Here is a 16,957-nt window from a genome sequence, read left to right as displayed (position 1 = left end):
CCGGGATTTTGTTGCCTTTACTTAACGGAAAACTGGAGCGGGCGAAGGGATTCGAACCCTCGACCCCAACCTTGGCAAGGTTGTGCTCTACCCCTGAGCTACACCCGCTCGCGCCAGTCGTTTCCGTCAGGCAGGCGCTATATGGCCCAACGCTTTTGATATTGCAACAGGGAAAATGTTCTTTCCTGAAAAGAAATCGCAGAAATGATATAAGGTATTGATATTAATAATAAAAATTATTCGTTGCCTCGTTGTGAATAAGATACTTATCGTTGGCAATTCAGATTCCGACTCGGCAAATCAGTGTGAATCAGCGGTATTTGAGAGTGCTTTTTGTCATTCTCGATAAACCGTGGTGCTTCGGGCCTGTAGGGAAGCAATCGCTCTACGGATGGCAAAAATACGGCTATTGCGTCTTTGGTCTGCGTGATTAAGTGTATAGCGACGCTTCTATAATGGTCTTTTGCAAAGACTGTGCATTAAGGGAACAGAATCTTATGCCCATGACATCGGCCGAGCTGCATGAATATCTGAAAAACCTCGATATCGAGGTGAAGACGGTGGAACACCCACCTCTGTTCACGGTCGCCGATTCACAAAGCCTGCGTGGCGAAATCGCCGGAGGTCACACCAAGAATCTGTTCCTGAAGGACAAAAAAGACAATTTCTTTCTGGTGACCGTGGATGAAGAAGCTGTTGTTGATCTCAAGTCGATTCATCAGATTATTGGTGCTTCGAGCCGTGTTTCCTTCGGCAAGCCAGAGAAGCTGATGGAGTATCTTGGTGTCGTGCCTGGTGGCGTTACGGTCTTTGGCGCGGTAAACGATACAGGCCACAAAGTTCAGATCGTCCTTGACGCAAGTTTGATGGAAAACGACGTCATCAATGGGCATCCCCTGACCAACGAGGCCACCACATCGATCAAGCGGGATGATCTGATGCGTTTTCTCGCCGCGACAGGACATGAAGTACGCATTCTTGCTGTTTCAGAGGATGCGAAGGTGTCTTCATAGGTATAGACTGGCAAGTGACGCTTGATGGGCCGAGGTGGCTTGAAATTCGTTGCTGCAGATACAAACTGAGATATCGAAACCGGCCTGCTGCTGCACTATATGCAAGCTGGAAGACATAAGGAATATCCGATGACGAGCCAGAACAATCCCTATTCGAACTCAGCTGCGCAAATGACGGGCAATGTGTCTTTTGACACGTCGGCTTCGACTGCCGGTGGTGCTTCTCTAGGCGGCAAGGATCTTATTAAGGATACAACGACCGCAGCCTTTCAGGCGGATGTTATCGCGGAATCGCGCAATCAGCCGGTGCTTGTTGATTTCTGGGCGCCATGGTGCGGCCCTTGCAAACAGCTCACGCCAATCATCGAAAACGCAGTTCGTGAAGCAGGCGGCGCAGTCAAGCTCGTTAAGATGAATATCGATGACCATCCGTCGATCGCGGGTCAGCTCGGCATCCAGTCTATCCCGGCTGTGATTGCCTTCGTGAACGGCCAGCCTGCCGACGGCTTTATGGGTGCTTTGCCGGAATCCAAGGTGAAGGAATTCATCGCAAAAATTGGTGGACCAAGCGATCAGGAAGCGGCAATTGCCGAAGCAGTGACCGCGGCCAAGGAACTGGTTGAAGCTGGTGACTTTGTGCAGTCGGCGCAGATTTTCTCGTCAATCCTGCAGGTGGCCCCTGATAATGTAGATGCTGTTGTTGGTCTGGCGACTTGCCTCCTTGAATCAGGTGATGCCGATAAGGCGCGCGAAATTCTGGCAAGCCTGCCTGCTGACAAGCAGGATGCAGCGCCGGTTCGCGCACTTGAAGCCCGGCTGGCTCTTGCCGATCAGGTGAAGCTCATTGGTGATCCGGTAGAGCTGGAGCGCCGTATTCAGGCTGATCCGAACGATTTTCAGGCGCGTTATGATCTTGCGCAGGTGCGAAATGCTCAGGGACGCCGTGTTGAAGCGGCTGATGAGCTGTTGGCCGTGATGAAGGCTGATCGCAGCTGGAACGATGATGGCGCGCGCAAGCAGCTTCTTCAGTTCTTCGAGGCATGGGGCAACACAGATCCGGCGACACTGGGTGCGCGGCGTAAGCTGTCGTCGCTCTTATTCTCTTAATAGGCTTCATGACAGGGAACGATTGAAGCCACTTCATCTCGCTGTTTTCATGCATTTACAAATGCGAAGCCGCTTCACAACTTTGCTGGAAATGCTCGGAAGGAGAAAGTCATGCAGGTGGGCAACGCGCGATATCGGACAGCTTCGGATATTCCGGAACTTGTTCCGGTATTTCCGCTCAAAGGGGCCCTTCTTTTGCCAGGTGGTCAGTTGCCACTGAACATTTTTGAGCCACGCTATCTCGAAATGGTCGATGACGCGATTTCTAATAAGCGAATTATCGCGATGATTCAGCCTCGCATTGAAGATACAGGTGAGGATGACGAAAGCGAGACGTTCGATGAAACCGCTCGACCGCAATTGAGCAAGGTTGGATGTCTCGGACGGATCACCACTTATTCTGAAACTGGCGACGGCCGTGTGCTTATCACATTGCAGGGCATCTGCCGGTTCCGGGTTTTGGAGGAAGTCAATTCCCGAAGGCCTTATCGCCAATGCAAGATTGCGCCATTCCTAACTGACCTTGAAGCTGCGCGCGACATGGGCGAGATCGACCGGGAAGCGCTGTTGCGCGCTTTCAAGGATTATCTGGACGTACACAATCTAGAAGCCGACTGGGATAGTATTTCGCGGGCTGCAAATGACACACTGGTCAATGCGCTTTCAATGATGTCGCCTTTCGGCCCTGCTGAAAAGCAGGCGCTTCTGGAAGCTGCAGATTTAAGAACACGAGCTGCGACCTTGATCGCGATTACTGAAATGGTTCTGGCGAAAGCCAAGGACGATTATGGTTCGCGTCTGCAATGACCGCTGGGGAAACAATAATGGCAATTGATGAAAGTACCGGCAATCTCGACGTGAAACTGCTTGAGCTGCTGGTTTGCCCACTAACCAAGGGACCGCTTCAATATGAAGCGGAGCATAACGAGTTGATCTCGCAAAAGGCGAGGCTTGCCTATCCGGTCCGCGGTGGCATTCCGATCATGCTGCCATCGGAAGCACGTCCTCTGGAATAGAGAATATAAGCCTTGGGCAGATTTGAAGTTTGAGCGAATCTGCCCGATAACCCGGTTATATAATTTCTACATGTCCTCTGTTCTTTTTCATAAGTTTCGCGTTGAGGGTTGTTGCTTGCCGCGCGACTGGGTTCTATAACCCTCGCGGAACTTGAAAGCGCGTTATGGGAAATTGATTTCCCAGCCGCTATTGTGCGAGAAAAAACAGAGGCTTGGCATTATGGCATCCAGAAAACTCCTTCTCCTGCCCGGCGATGGCATCGGTCCCGAAGCAATGGCTGAGGTCCGCAAAATCATCGCTTTCCTCAATTCGGGCCTCAATCTTGCGTTTGAAACCGACGAAGGTCTGGTCGGCGGATCGGCATATGATGCGCATGGTCAGGCAATTTCCGATGCGGATATGGAAAAGGCGCTTGCTGCTGATGCCGTGCTTTTCGGCGCGGTTGGCGGCCCGAAGTGGGACAGTGTGCCTTATGAAGTGCGTCCAGAAGCAGGCCTTCTGCGTCTGCGCAAAGATCTGGCCCTTTATGCGAACCTGCGTCCAGCAATCTGCTATCCGGCACTGGCGCATTCTTCGTCGCTGAAGCCGGAAGTGATCGAGGGCCTCGACATCCTGATCCTGCGCGAGCTGACCGGCGGTGTTTACTTCGGCGAGCCGAAGGAAATCATCGATCTCGGCAATGGCCAGAAGCGTGGTATCGATACGCAAGTCTACGACACCTATGAAATCGAACGCATTGCCGATGTGGCCTTTGAACTTGCGCGCACCCGCCGCAACAAAGTCACCTCCATGGAAAAGCGCAATGTGATGAAGTCGGGCGTCTTGTGGAATCAGGTCGTTACGGCGCGCCACAAGGAGAAGCATTCGGATGTTGAACTTGAGCATATGCTGGCTGATGCGGGCGGTATGCAGCTCGTCCGTTGGCCGAAGCAGTTCGACGTAATTGTCACCGACAACCTGTTTGGCGACATGCTTTCCGACGTCGCGGCGATGCTTACCGGTTCGCTCGGCATGTTGCCATCCGCCTCGCTCGGTGCAGCGGATGCAAAGACCGGCAAGCGCAAGGCGCTTTACGAGCCAGTGCATGGTTCGGCACCAGACATTGCTGGTCAGGGCATTGCCAATCCGATTGCCATGATCGCTTCGCTCGCTATGTGCCTGCGTTATTCGTTCAACCTGATCGATGAAGCTGATCGTCTGGAGGCGGCGATTGCTGGTGTCCTCGATGATGGTCTGCGCACCGCCGACATCTGGTCGGAAGGTACCAATAAGGTCGGCACGACCGAAATGGGTGATGCGATTCTTGCAAAATTCAAGGCGCTTTCGGCTTAATCGCTGTTGCACCAGAAAGATAAGCCGCCATGTGAATGCATGGCGGCTTTTTTATTTTCACAGTTCAATCGAATTGAATTGTGAAGTCAGCAAAAACTGCCCCGATCAGCAAGAATATGAAGAAGTACTGAAAGCCTTTACGCTTGATGCGCATTGCCAAAAGGATTGCAATCGTCTCAATCGCGAAGACAACAAAGTCAGCGATTTCAAGCTTTTCTCCGTTGATGGAAATGCTTGGCCCCGCACTGCGCATTAGCTCTACGAGGTTGAGGAATATAAGCAGTGACAGGAGCCAGATTTTTCGTGACAGAAAGTATCTCTCGTAGTCACCATACTCCGTGATGTCATCTGGAGTTAAAGTGACGCACATGAAAAACAATCCAAATACATACAGAAGATCAAGAACATATGTATATATATTGTATGTCTTTGTACTGCTTTCAGAAAGATAATCCCACCAAAACTGAATTATCCAGAGAAAAACTACAATAATCCAGCCGATATGCATGTAGGAAATCTTATGCTTATTGGGATGCTGGACGAACCGGGAAGCGAAAATGAGAAGCCGTGACAGGCACAGACTGATCCCCATCCCGTTGATAATTCTCATATGAGAGAAAGCATCGGCAGCGCTGATGGCTGTTTCGACCCCTGAAGCCAATTTTTCACCTGATTGTTAAGTTTGTCACCAGTACATACCGAATAAATAGCGTTCCAGTTATTGGGAATGAATAGAAATATTCTTTTATGGTAAAGGGGTATGGTTGGTTTGCATCAGCGAAATGTTGGAAAATAAACGCCCGATTTCCGGCTGCAAATTGAAGCCAAAGCGCTAATATGATTGTCATGTTGAACACACTTCCCGATATGAACACGTTGTATGATGCCTTACTCGCTCGCGATTCCGCTTATGAGGGAAGGGTCTATGTGGGCGTAGTTTCGACCGGCATCTTCTGTCGGCTGAGCTGCCCTGCAAGAAAGCCTCTGAAAGAGAATTGTCGATTTTTTGCTTCGATTCCTGAATGTATTGCTGATGGTTTCCGGCCATGCAAAAGGTGTTGCCCGTTGCAGCCTGCAGCTGAGGCCGATGTTTCAGTTGATCGCCTGCTGAGGGCGTTGGAAGCACAGCCTCAACGGCGCTGGAGCGAAGACGATGTCACTGAGATGGGTTTTGATCCTTCGACGGTGCGGCGCAGTTTCAGAAGGCATTTTGGAATCACCTTCCTTGAAATGGCGAGGCAGGAACGGTTGCGACAGGGTTTCCAAACACTTGTGCAGGGCGAGCGTGTCATCGACGCACAAATTGATGCGGGTTTTGAATCCCCTGACGCGTTCCGCAATGCCTTCGCCCGTATCCTCGGTCTGGCACCGGCACAGTTGCAAAAGGACGGTTTGCTGCGGGCAGATTGGATCAAGACGCCGCTCGGTACGATGATTGCTGTGTGCGATCAATCTGCACTCCATCTGCTGGAGTTCTCCGACAGAAAGGCATTACCGCAAGAGCTAAAAAAGCTATACAAGGCCAGTCACGGCGCAATTGGCATCGGGCGTTATCCGGCGCATGATATGCTCGAACATGAGCTTGATGCATTTTTCGCAGGGCGATCTGCTAAGTTCACTATTCCTCTGGTGATGCATGGGAGCGCATTTACACGCGAAGTTTGGCGAGTGTTGCAGCATATCGGAGCCGGTCAGACACGAAGTTATAGCGAGATTGCGAGGGCCGTAGAAAAGCCGCTTGCTGTGCGTGCTGTGGCACGCGCCAACGGTGCCAACCAGATTGCCATCATTGTTCCGTGCCATCGGGTGATTGGTGCGGATGGTTCACTGACGGGTTATGGCGGAGGTCTGTGGCGCAAGCAGAAGCTTATCGAGATCGAGGCGCAATATCGTTGAGTGCATCGAAAAAAAACGCCGCCTGGTGAGGCGGCGTCTTCATTAAATTTAAGCTCAATTACTCGACCTTGTTGAGGTCGACATTCTTGGTTTCCTTGACAAAGATGAGACCAATAACGAGCGTGATTGTTGCAATTACGATCGGATACCAAAGTCCGTAGTAGATATCACCCTTTGCAGCACTCATCGCGAAGACCGTTGCTGGCAGAAGGCCACCGAACCAGCCGTTACCAATGTGATATGGCAGTGACATGCCGGTGTAGCGAATGCGGGTCGGGAACATTTCAACCAGGATCGCGGCGATTGGGCCATAAACCATCGTCACATAGATGACGAGAATGGTAAGAATGGCGATCGTCATAAACCAGTTGATCTGCGAAGGATCGGCGACCATCTTGAATGCTCCCGCATTCGGGATGGTGTAGACAGCCTGTTCTGGCTGCGCTGCAGCATCGGCTTCAGCCTGGGTGATGATCTTGTTCTTCACAAGATCTGCACTTGACATTGTAGCCTTTTCACCCGCGCGAACAGCTTCTGCGCTCAGTTCCAGTTCCGGATTGGCTGCGATGAATGCATCGAGTTTAGAATCCGCGACTTTTGCTGGGCTACGAACGAGCGGCCAACCAGCCTTTTGCAGGGCGAAGTTGATGTCATGCGTGAGCGCGGCCTGCTTTGCGGTTGCTTCTGCACCGGCTGCATTCGCATCGAACGAAGTTACAGTGGATTCACCGATCTTGACGGTTGCAGGCTGTCCGGCGGGACCGATCACGACGTCATATGGTACAGCACTGCGTGACAGGAAGCTCGTTGCAATATCGCAGGAGCTAGTGAATTTTGAGGTTCCGGTCGCGTTAAACTGGAAGTTACAGTCACCAGGAGCAGCGGTGACAGTTGCACGGATCGTCTGTTCTGCTTGGGCTAGCGCAGGGTTTGCGGCCTGCGTGAGAGCCTTGAACAGCGGGAAATATGTGACCGCCGCGAGCAGTAGACCCGCCATGATGATTGGCTTGCGGCCGATTTTATCGGATAGCCAGCCGAAAATTACGAAGAAGCTGGTGCCGATCAGAAGCGCGGCCGCCACCATGATGTTTGCGGTCTGATTTTCGACCTTGAGAACGTTCTGCAAGAAGAAAAGCGCGTAGAACTGACCGCAATACCAGACAACCGCCTGACCCATGGTGAGCCCGAAGAGAGCGATGAGGGCGATCTTTGCATTTTTCCACTGACCGAAAGCTTCAGACAGCGGTGCCTTGGATGTCTTTCCTTCTTCCTTCATCTTCTTAAAGGCCGGGGATTCGCTCATCTGCATACGAATCCAGACCGAGATACCCAGAAGAACAATTGAAACCAGAAACGGAATACGCCAGCCCCAAGCAGCAAAAGACTCCGTCGTCATTACGTTTTGAATGCTCAGAATGACCATGAGCGAAAGGAACAATCCCAAAGTTGCGGTCGTCTGGATCCACGAGGTGTAAAATCCGCGGCGACCATTCGGCGCGTGTTCAGCAACATAGGTTGCAGCGCCACCATATTCGCCACCAAGCGCCAAACCCTGCAGCATGCGCAGAATGATTAGAATCGCTGGCGCAACAATACCGAGCGTCGCAGATCCAGGCAGGATGCCGACGAGGAACGTCGATGCGCCCATGATGACGATAGTTACAAGGAATGTATATTTACGTCCGACCAGATCACCGATACGTCCGAAGACGAGCGCGCCAAACGGTCGTACAAGAAAGCCCGCCGCGAAAGCCAGCAATACAAATATATTACGGGTCGTTTCGGGATACTCATTGAAGAACGCAGCTCCGATAAAGGCTGCGAGTGTTCCGTAGAGATAAAAGTCGTACCATTCAAATACAGTACCGAGCGAAGAAGCGAAAATTACCTTCTTTTCTTCGCGCGTCATTTTAGGCGCGCCGGCAGCGGCGCTCGATTGAACTGACATTGATTCCTCCCAACAGCATTTTTGCTGATGTGTGTGAACGTTCTCCTCCAACTTCCACACACTTTTTCCACGCAAGCATGATGAACTGAATCGTTTAATCCGTTTATTATCTTTTAGTATGAGAAGCGAAGCGAGCTCTGCCGGTTGAGAAACTTATTTGCTTACGTGGTGCCAGAGTTCTTTACGAGCCTCCTCGGAGGGTTTGGCGCGTTCTTGGATGCCCAGATGCCACAACATTAGAATCTTTATCCAAATCTGCCTTAACAAGGCTTTTCTCATCGAATTTGGTTTTTTTCTCACTCATTGGGTGCTAAGTCGCTCTCGCGATCAATTCCGACCCAAAATATCGCAGTGACGACATTTGCAGATTGATTTATGTCGCTGAGCGAGTATTGAGCCCAGAGCCTGAAAGCCCCAAACATGACTGCACGTCTTTCATTCGCGCGCGAGCGTATCAACGTTCTTCTTCTCGAAGGCATCAACCAGTCTGCTGTCGATTATTTTAAGTCGTCTGGCTATACTAACGTCGTGCATTTGCCTAAGGCACTCGACAAAGCTGAACTGATTGAGGCAATTTCTTCCGCGCATATCGTGGGCATCCGTTCGCGCACGCAGCTTACTGATGAAGTGTTTGAAGCAGCGCAGCGCTTGATTGCAGTCGGCTGCTTTTCGGTGGGCACAAATCAGGTTGATCTGAAAGCTGCCCGCAAACGTGGTATTCCGGTTTTTAATGCACCGTTTTCCAATACGCGTTCTGTTGCTGAACTGGTGATTGGCGAGATCATCATGCTGATGCGCCGGATTTTCCCGCGCTCTAATGCAGCTCATGTTGGTGGCTGGGATAAGAGTGCGACCGGCAGCCGCGAAGTCCGTGGCAAGACGCTGGGCATCGTAGGCTACGGCAATATTGGCTCGCAGGTCGGTAATCTTGCTGAAAGTCTCGGCATGACCGTCCGTTACTTCGATATGACCGACAAACTGCAATATGGTAATGTCATCCCGACGGAAACCCTTGATGAGCTGCTCGAAATCTCCGATGTGATCAGTCTTCATGTGCCATCGAATAAATCGACGGCCAAGATGATCACTGAAGCCAAGCTGCGTAAGATGAAGAAAGGCGCTTTCTTGATCAATAATGCGCGCGGCTCGGTCGTTGACCTGGAGGCGCTGGCGAAGGTTCTTAAAGAAGGTCATCTTGCCGGCGCGGCAATTGATGTGTTTCCGGTTGAGCCTGCTTCCAACAAGGATCCGTTCGTTTCGCCATTGCAGGGATTGGAGAACGTCATCTTGACGCCGCATATCGGCGGTTCGACCGAAGAAGCGCAGGAGCGCATCGGTATGGAAGTCAGCCGCAAGCTGGTTGAATATTCCGATGTCGGTTCGACGTTGGGAGCTGTCAATTTCCCGCAGGTTCAACTGCCTGCACGTCCAAGCGGTACGCGCTTCATGCATGTGCACGAGAACCGTCCCGGTATCCTCAACAGCCTCGTCAATATCTTCTCATCGCACAACATCAACATCGTCAGTCAGTTTCTGCAGACCGATGGTGAAGTCGGTTACGTGGTGATCGAAGGCGACGCGATGGAAGAGCATGCCGAAGATGTATTGCAGGCAATGCGTGAAATTCCGGGCACGGTTCGGACGCGTCTGCTTTACTAATTTGAGCATCATTTTTTAAAGGCCTGCGCCGGATTTCGGGCGCGGGCCTTTGTCATTTTTGTGGTCGAGGCGTAATAAGCGGCATCGTTCCGGCATATTTGAGCAGTTTTGTTGCGCTCGTGGCTGCAAACACATTGACTCTTTTTTCAAAGGGCTTAAAAGCGCAATCGGAAAAGGAGACAAACCCGTGAACGCTTCTCGCGCATCACATAGCCTGTGTGGACTGAATGGCCTCATCGCCATTGACAGCCCTATGGCGTCCGTTTCCAAAACTACCATGGCCACTTGCATTAAAACGACCACCAAAACGGTCTGACCCCTTGGCCTGCTCGCCCTCTCTCCCCGGGTCCGGCCCAGGGAAAAGGCCCGCTGGTCGCGGGTTTTTATGGAAGCGGAGAGGACAGGAGAAGGTAAATGGGTTTCAAGATTGCAGTCGTCGGCGCTACCGGTAATGTCGGGCGCGAAATGCTCAATATCCTCGAAGAACGTGGCTTTCCGGCTGATGAAGTCGTAGCGCTCGCTTCACGCCGCAGCCAGGGCACCGAAGTATCCTATGGCGACAAGACGCTGAAGGTGAAGGCACTCGATCAGTACGATTTCTCTGATACCGACATTTGCCTCATGTCCGCTGGTGGCAATATTTCCAAGGAATGGTCGCCAAAGATCGGTGCGCAGGGTTGCGTTGTAATCGATAATTCTTCTGCATGGCGCTATGATGCCAATGTGCCCCTCATTGTTCCGGAAGTGAATCCTGATGCGATTGAAAGCTTCCGTAAGAAGAACATCATTGCCAACCCGAACTGCTCGACTGCGCAGCTTGTCGTGGCTCTGAAGCCTCTGCACGATGCAGCCAAGATCAAGCGCGTTGTCGTTTCGACTTACCAGTCCGTTTCGGGCGCCGGCAAGGAAGGCATGGACGAACTGTTCCAGCAATCGCGCGCAGTTTTTGTTGCGGATCCAGTTACGGCTCAGAAATTCACCAAGCGCATTGCGTTTAACGTGATCCCGCATATCGATGTCTTCATGGAAGACGGCTACACCAAGGAAGAATGGAAGATGGTGGCCGAAACCAAGAAGATGCTTGATCCAAAGATCAAGCTTACGGCAACGGCTGTTCGTGTACCCGTGTTCATCGGTCACTCGGAAGCAGTCAACATTGAGTTTGAAAATCCGATTTCGGCTGAAGAAGCGCGCGAAATTCTACGCGAAGCGCCGGGATGTCAGGTTGTCGATAAGCACGAAGACGGCGGCTACATCACGCCGTATGAATCGGCTGGCGAAGATGCAACCTACATCAGCCGTATCCGTGAAGATATCACGGTTGAAAACGGTCTGGCACTTTGGGTTGTTTCCGACAATCTACGCAAGGGCGCTGCTCTCAACACGATTCAGATCGCAGAACTGCTTGTTGCTCGCGGCCTGATTACGCCAAAGGCATTAGCTGCTTAATCGAGATTGCAGTTTGAAAGCAAAAGCGCCGGGAAACCGGCGTTTTTTTATAGTGCATCCAGAAAATTATGACGGTGTTCTGGCAAGCTGCGCACTGAAGATCTAACCTGAGATACTGGCTTTGAGATTGTTGCGGACATCGAGCAGCTGTGCTCGAAGATCCTGCAAGTTGCTGATGGGCTGACCGAGCGCGCAGAAGACCTGCTCAGGAATGCTTTCGGCCCCTATGCGCAAAGCCCGGCCTGCATCGGTCAGCGTAATACGGACCTGCCGCTCATCCTGTGGGTCTCTGCGACGCGCAATATGGCCTGCTGCTTCTAGTCTTTTCAAAAGCGGTGTGAGGGTGCCGGAATCGAGATTGAGTTTCGCGCCAATTTCAGAAACCGTGCGGTTATCCTGTTCCCACAAAACAATCATGACCAGAAACTGCGGATAGGTGAGTTCCAGTTTGCTGAGGATCGGTTGATAGGCGCGGCTCAGCGCATTCGCGGTCGAATAGATCGCGAAACAAACCATATCCGAAAGATTGAGATGGGATCCCTTTGGGTCTTCTTTCATAGCGTAAGCTCCTTGGCAGAACTTTACATGAGGTGCAATTGAATTGCGCATCACATATATGTGTCAAAACATTTCGCAAAATTAGATTGCGCACAATTTAAAATTTTGCAATTTTGGTTGTGGAGATAAGCGAACACTCACCGACGGAGATTTTAAAATGGCAATTCTTTACACGACCCAGTCCACAGCAACCGGCGGCCGCACGGGCAGCGCCAAGACCGCTGATGGGCGTTTAAGTGTTGTTCTCGACACCCCGAAGGAACTCGGTGGTTCGGGTGGCGAAGGCACCAATCCCGAGCAGCTTTTTGCATCCGGTTATGCAGCTTGCTTCCTTGGCGCATTGAAATTCGTGGCAGCCAAGGAAAAGGTTTCGATTTCCGCTGATAGCACGGTGACTGCAACCGTTGGTATTGGCCCACGTGAAGATGGTACAGGTTTTGGTCTGGATGTGGCTCTGGCGGTTGCTCTGCCGGGTGTTGAAAAAGCCAAAGCAGAAGAGCTGGTCAATGCAGCGCACATTGTTTGTCCCTATTCACATGCAACACGCGGTAATATCGATGTCCGCTTGAGCGTGGCATAAGCCCAACCAGCGAAAGGCGCCCAAACGGGCGCCTTTATTATTTTTCATTGAGGCGGAATATTCAACGCTTTCAATGCCGTCTCAACCTGGCCACGCGTTTTTCCTCCCAATGGAAGAATCGGCCGCGGCGGTTCGATTTTTGAAATACCCAGCAGATCGGCGATCAGGTACATTACGCGGAAGCTGCCATGGGCTTTAAACAGGTTCCAGAGTGGCTCAAATGCAGCGTTGATGCGCTCGGCGTCTTCCCGTGCGCCGCTTTGTGCAGCACGCACCAGTGCTGCGAACTGCTTCGGTAGAAGACCTGCAGACACACTGTAGAAAGCATCAGCGCCTGCGAGCAGGGCGTCCTTTGCTCCCCAATCGCCACTATAGCCAATAGCGAAGTCATCGGGCGTTGTAGCGCGCAACTTCGCAATCTCTGCCGCATAATCTTCATCGGCAGGCAGAGGCATTTTGATTGCCTTGATGTTTTTGAGTTCTGCTAGGCGCGTAATCAGTTCATCGGTGAAAATGAAACGAGTGGTGCCGGGATTGTTGTAGATACACAAAGGCAGATCGGTCGCGCTTGCTACAGCTTTGAAATGCTCAAAGCCTTCTTCCTGTGTGAGCGGAGTATAGGAGACGGGAGCGAGCAAGAGCGCATCAGCGCCAGCATCTGCCGCATCACGGGCAAGCGCTTGCGCTTCGTCGGTACGCAATGCGCCGACGCCTACGATCAGCGGCACCTTGCCGCTGATGTGTTGCACCGCAGTCCTGACCGTATGTCGACGTTGTTCTCGTGTGAGGAAGGCGTAGCCGCCCGTGCTTCCCAACAGGCCAACCGAGTCCGCGCCTGCGTCGTGGACGCGGGTGAGAAAAGAGTTGAGCGCGTCCTCAATAAGATTGCCTGCTGCGTCGATTGGGGTGAGGGGGAAGGCGGAGAGGCCTTTGAAAATCTTCATTGCGATACTCGTTTCTCAGACAGGTTTAGCGTGACAGAAGCAGGCGAATGCCAGCGACGGCAAAGACGGCTGAAAGAACGCCTTCGATCCAGCGGCGAGCGCGTCGATACATGCGCACCATGGGCGCGGTCGAGAATACAACGGCGTAGCCGCAGAAGATGGTGATGCTCAGCGTTATACAGCCGCCGAGGAATGCCGTCAGCTGTGGCCAAGACGAGTTTGTGCCAAGGCCAAGCGTTACCAGTGCGATCCATGACAGGATCGACTTGGGATTGGAAAGATGCAGGAGCAAGCCACGTCGGTAAAGCTCTCCGCCTGATAGGAAAGCATCTCCGCTAGTTGCGCGAGCAGCGATCTTTTCGTCCGATGTCATGGCAGCGCGTGCCGCTTTAAAGGCCAGGTACAGGAGGTACAGCCCGCCGAAAATCTTGAGAACAATCAGCGCCTCAGCAAAACGTGTGAGGATCGCTGAAACACCGGTCGCAGCCATCAGACCCCAGAAGATGGAGCCTGTCACGACGCCTGCGGCAAACATCAATCCCGCTTTTCGGCCTTGGTTCATGGCAACGCCCATGATGCGCATATTGCTGGGGCCAGGACTTCCGGCAGCAATAACATAGGTCGTGTAAACGAGGAGAAGCTGATAGGCCGCCGGAGAAAGGCTCATGATCGTCACTCAGTTTGAACTGAGGCAATCAATAGCATTCTGCGCATGCAATATCTGTATGCGATTGTATCGAAATCTACTGGAAAACTGCCGAAATTGTCACTGTTTTGGTCGAAAATAGCAAAAGTGTGCCGCTCATCGCAAATCCGTAATTCTAATCTGCCTGGGCTTCCAGCGCTTCCATATCGTCATCCGAAAGGCCAAAATGATGGCCGATTTCATGAATGAGAACATGAGTGATGATGTCGCCAAGCGTTTCTTCGTGTTCGGACCAGTAATCCAGAATTGCGCGGCGGAAGAGCGTGATGCGATTGGGGCCTTCGCCGGTTTGCAGGCTGAAGCGTTCACCAATACCAGTGCCCTCAAACAGACCTAACAGGTCGAACGGCGTTTCCAATCCCATGTCTTCGACAATCTGTTCTTCGGGAAAGTCAGAGATCTGGATAATAATATCGCCGCACAGCGTCCTGAACTCTTGCGGCAGATGCGCAAGAGCTTCGATCGCGATGGATTCGATTTCGTCTAGCGAGGGCGACAAACGTGCCGCCCAATCACCGCTTTGATCTTCTCGGGCCATTTCAGCCAATCGTGTCCTATTCACTTGTTCAGGCCACCACGCGTCGACCAGAGGCGTTTAATGCAATGACCATTATGCCCAAGGACGCTGTTGAGCGTTCTTTGCTTCAAATGTGTCAATGTTTGTTACCTTTTCCATGGTCAGGCCGATGTCATCGAGACCATTGAGCAGGCAATGACGCTTGAAATCATCGAGGTCGAAGGAAATTGAGCCGCCATCCGGGCCATGGATTTCCTTGGCTTCCAAATCAATGGTGAGCGTAGCATTCGCACCGCGCGATGCATCGTCCATCAGCTTGTCGAGTTCTTCCTGGCTGACCTTGATCGGCAGAATGCCGTTCTTGAAGCAGTTGTTGTAGAAGATGTCGGCGAACGAGGTCGAAATTACGCAACGAATGCCGAAATCGAGCAGAGCCCAAGGTGCGTGTTCACGCGAGGAGCCGCAGCCGAAATTGTCGCCAGCAACCAGAATCTGGGCGTTGCGATAGCCCGGCTTGTTGAGCACGAAATCCGCATTTTCGGTTCCGTCTTCATTAAAGCGCATTTCGGCAAAAAGCCCCTTGCTCAGACCCGTGCGTTTGATCGTCTTCAGATAATCCTTCGGGATAATCATGTCCGTATCGATATTGACGATCGGCAGGGGGGCCGCGACGCCCGTGAGCTTGGTGAACTTGTCCATGTTCCTGACCTGTCGGTTGGGTATTTTAAATTTGCAGTCTGATTTACATCAGCACCGCACAGAGTCAATGTTTCAGGCCGCAACTGCCTAATAGGTCGCAACCCTTTCGGCAGATTAGCAGCGCTTCCGGCCTGTTTTGAGGCGAGCCGGAAACGACTATTGTGTGTTACGCATGAATATGTCTGAAACTCGCATCAAAAATTCGCAATCATGCGCTGAAGCGAAGTTAGACGAAATTATTGCACATTAAGTGCAATGCCGCCGGTCTCGCTGCCCGTCAACCTGCGAGATTTCCCGTCTGCACCAAGAACAACTGTGAAGCGTCTGCGCAGCATCGAGAGGTTTGGCGAAACTACGACATCAATCGCAGGATCGAACTGCAGGGTGATCCGCCAGAGATCAGGTTTGATTGTCTCTTCAACACCGATGATGCGAGCGTTGAAGGCAGTTGAATGGAACATGCCTGAAACGCGTTGGCCGACACGGTATGGGGCAGCACTGTCTTCGGCGCGTAAGGTTCCGACTTGCACGCCATGGGCTGCAAGGGTGTTCCAATCGCGCGTGCCGGACTGGCGAGCAACTAGATCCAGCGCCTTTCCGTGGCTGATATGAATGCCCTCTTCACCCAGTGCCTGCCGCAAACGGCGAGCCTGATGTTTAAAATCAGATGTATTGTGCCCAGCAAGGATGGCTGTTGTCATGGTTTTGCTCCTGCATGTGAGCGGCATTTTCGTAAACGGGTGCCCGCATTGCCGTTTCTGCACTCACCGGAACAGGAACGCGTATTTAGAATGCTTTACCATGGCCATCAGGCTGCGAGCGGCGGGTGCATTCCAACCGAAGAATTGAAAATAAGCAGAGCTAGTGCGGATTTCAAGTCTTGAGAATTGAAGGCGCTGCAACGCTCACTCTAGCAAAATTCGCGTCGGCAAGATCAATTATGCTAACAACACCAAAATACTATATGTGCTTGACCTTAGGGCTTAAATAATCAAAGTCGGTTCAATTTTCATGTCTTAAGACTAGCAGCGATGGGTGGAATATGCTTCGAATTTTTCTCTTTGGCTTGACATTAGCACTGACCAGTTTGCCAGCTTCTTCGGAGAACAAGCCGGGTTTCAATCCGCATGAAGGAATTTTTACAAGCAATGAAGGCATGGAGCTTAAGGCTGATGTGACGCACAAAAGTGGCGATCAATATGCCGTATCTCTAACGACAAGCGTCCCAATGGTCGATAATCAGCCAGGCTGCGGTGGCGGCGTTTCCGGGGATGTTACTATTAAAGACAAAAAAGCGATTTTCAAAATCCAGAGCGAAGGCTTTGATCCGAACGAAGCCGAGTCTGCGCGGAACCCGCGCTATTGCGAGATCAAGATGAATTTCGTTGGTGAGTATAAACTCGAGATCGAAGAGGTCGGCGGATGCACCTATTACCACGGTGCATCATGTGAGTTCACCGGAACACTCGAACACGAAGCGAGCGGAATTTAAAAAACTTTGTCGGGCGAGCGCTTGTCTGCTGATGCAGAAC

General features: G+C 51.8%; 18 protein-coding genes and 1 tRNA gene. 10 read left to right on the top strand and 9 right to left on the bottom strand.

Annotation, left to right across the window (positions count from 1 at the left end):
* Positions 1-33: 33 nt before the first annotated feature.
* A tRNA-Gly gene (locus QSJ70_RS18750) sits at positions 34-108 on the bottom strand.
* 389 nt (positions 109-497) lie between these two features.
* Here QSJ70_RS18750 and QSJ70_RS18745 point away from each other — a divergent pair.
* From QSJ70_RS18745 to leuB, 5 genes are all read left to right on the top strand, one after another.
* On the top strand, positions 498-1,013 hold the full coding sequence (locus tag QSJ70_RS18745; protein ID WP_285538668.1) for a prolyl-tRNA synthetase associated domain-containing protein: 516 nt from the start codon (positions 498-500) through the stop codon (positions 1,011-1,013).
* Between the two features lie 129 nt (positions 1,014-1,142).
* Entirely contained in the window at positions 1,143-2,120 is a 978-nt protein-coding gene (gene trxA, locus QSJ70_RS18740; RefSeq protein ID WP_285538665.1) for a thioredoxin, read from the top strand.
* A gap of 111 nt (positions 2,121-2,231) precedes the next feature.
* Entirely contained in the window at positions 2,232-2,927 is a 696-nt protein-coding gene (locus QSJ70_RS18735; RefSeq protein ID WP_285538663.1) for an LON peptidase substrate-binding domain-containing protein, read from the top strand.
* Positions 2,928-2,944: 17 nt separating this feature from the next.
* The gene (locus QSJ70_RS18730) at positions 2,945-3,136 is read left to right on the top strand and encodes a Trm112 family protein (RefSeq protein WP_285538662.1); all 192 of its coding nucleotides are present in this window, start codon (positions 2,945-2,947) and stop codon (positions 3,134-3,136) included.
* Between the two features lie 220 nt (positions 3,137-3,356).
* Complete coding sequence (gene leuB / locus QSJ70_RS18725) at positions 3,357-4,469, top strand: 3-isopropylmalate dehydrogenase (protein ID WP_285538660.1); 1,113 nt, start codon at positions 3,357-3,359, stop codon at positions 4,467-4,469.
* Positions 4,470-4,533: 64 nt separating this feature from the next.
* Here the strand turns inward: leuB and QSJ70_RS18720 are convergent, their stop codons facing one another.
* Positions 4,534-4,977 (bottom strand): hypothetical protein, encoded by a 444-nt coding sequence (locus QSJ70_RS18720; RefSeq protein ID WP_285538658.1) that lies wholly within the window; start codon positions 4,975-4,977, stop codon positions 4,534-4,536.
* 338 nt (positions 4,978-5,315) lie between these two features.
* On the opposite strand from QSJ70_RS18720, the gene QSJ70_RS18715 reads away from it, so the two are divergent.
* The gene (locus QSJ70_RS18715; RefSeq protein WP_285538656.1) at positions 5,316-6,365 is read left to right on the top strand and encodes a bifunctional transcriptional activator/DNA repair enzyme AdaA; all 1,050 of its coding nucleotides are present in this window, start codon (positions 5,316-5,318) and stop codon (positions 6,363-6,365) included.
* A gap of 58 nt (positions 6,366-6,423) precedes the next feature.
* On the opposite strand, the gene QSJ70_RS18710 is transcribed toward QSJ70_RS18715, so the two are convergent.
* A complete protein-coding gene (locus tag QSJ70_RS18710) occupies positions 6,424-8,313 on the bottom strand; it encodes an MFS transporter (protein WP_285538654.1) in 1,890 nt (629 codons plus the stop codon).
* A gap of 420 nt (positions 8,314-8,733) precedes the next feature.
* Here QSJ70_RS18710 and serA point away from each other — a divergent pair, with 420 nt between their 5' ends.
* Positions 8,734-9,972 carry a phosphoglycerate dehydrogenase gene (serA, locus tag QSJ70_RS18705; RefSeq protein ID WP_215777607.1) on the top strand — a complete coding sequence of 413 codons (1,239 nt, stop codon included), beginning with the start codon at positions 8,734-8,736 and terminating at the stop codon, positions 9,970-9,972.
* Between the two features lie 414 nt (positions 9,973-10,386).
* Positions 10,387-11,421: an aspartate-semialdehyde dehydrogenase gene (locus QSJ70_RS18700; protein WP_215777605.1), complete on the top strand. Its 1,035-nt coding sequence runs from the start codon at positions 10,387-10,389 to the stop codon at positions 11,419-11,421.
* A gap of 102 nt (positions 11,422-11,523) precedes the next feature.
* On the opposite strand, the gene ohrR is transcribed toward QSJ70_RS18700, so the two are convergent.
* On the bottom strand, positions 11,524-11,979 hold the full coding sequence (gene ohrR / locus QSJ70_RS18695; RefSeq protein ID WP_285538647.1) for a transcriptional regulator OhrR: 456 nt from the start codon (positions 11,977-11,979) through the stop codon (positions 11,524-11,526).
* Positions 11,980-12,136: 157 nt separating this feature from the next.
* On the opposite strand from ohrR, the gene QSJ70_RS18690 reads away from it, so the two are divergent.
* Positions 12,137-12,559, top strand: a complete 423-nt coding sequence (locus QSJ70_RS18690) for an organic hydroperoxide resistance protein (protein ID WP_200636383.1) — start codon at positions 12,137-12,139, stop codon at positions 12,557-12,559.
* Positions 12,560-12,603: 44 nt separating this feature from the next.
* Here the strand turns inward: QSJ70_RS18690 and QSJ70_RS18685 are convergent, their stop codons facing one another.
* The 5 genes from QSJ70_RS18685 to QSJ70_RS18665 all read right to left on the bottom strand — a co-directional run bounded on the left by QSJ70_RS18685 (position 12,604) and on the right by QSJ70_RS18665 (position 16,126).
* The gene (locus QSJ70_RS18685) at positions 12,604-13,503 is read right to left on the bottom strand and encodes a dihydrodipicolinate synthase family protein (RefSeq protein ID WP_285538643.1); all 900 of its coding nucleotides are present in this window, start codon (positions 13,501-13,503) and stop codon (positions 12,604-12,606) included.
* Between the two features lie 25 nt (positions 13,504-13,528).
* Positions 13,529-14,170 carry a LysE family translocator gene (locus QSJ70_RS18680; RefSeq protein ID WP_285538642.1) on the bottom strand — a complete coding sequence of 214 codons (642 nt, stop codon included), beginning with the start codon at positions 14,168-14,170 and terminating at the stop codon, positions 13,529-13,531.
* A gap of 154 nt (positions 14,171-14,324) precedes the next feature.
* On the bottom strand, positions 14,325-14,747 hold the full coding sequence (locus QSJ70_RS18675; protein WP_215777594.1) for a metallopeptidase family protein: 423 nt from the start codon (positions 14,745-14,747) through the stop codon (positions 14,325-14,327).
* 72 nt (positions 14,748-14,819) lie between these two features.
* Positions 14,820-15,425: a 3-isopropylmalate dehydratase small subunit gene (gene leuD / locus QSJ70_RS18670; RefSeq protein ID WP_007877773.1), complete on the bottom strand. Its 606-nt coding sequence runs from the start codon at positions 15,423-15,425 to the stop codon at positions 14,820-14,822.
* Positions 15,426-15,661: 236 nt separating this feature from the next.
* Positions 15,662-16,126 carry a glyoxalase superfamily protein gene (locus tag QSJ70_RS18665; protein ID WP_285538640.1) on the bottom strand — a complete coding sequence of 155 codons (465 nt, stop codon included), beginning with the start codon at positions 16,124-16,126 and terminating at the stop codon, positions 15,662-15,664.
* 341 nt (positions 16,127-16,467) lie between these two features.
* On the opposite strand from QSJ70_RS18665, the gene QSJ70_RS18660 reads away from it, so the two are divergent.
* Entirely contained in the window at positions 16,468-16,917 is a 450-nt protein-coding gene (locus QSJ70_RS18660) for a hypothetical protein (RefSeq protein ID WP_285538637.1), read from the top strand.
* Positions 16,918-16,957 lie beyond the last annotated feature (40 nt).

The organism is Brucella sp. NBRC 12950 (assembly GCF_030268145.1).
Lineage (GTDB): Bacteria > Pseudomonadota > Alphaproteobacteria > Rhizobiales > Rhizobiaceae > Brucella.
Note: the sequence above shows the minus strand (reverse complement) of the source record. Positions and strands in the feature narration are given on the sequence as shown.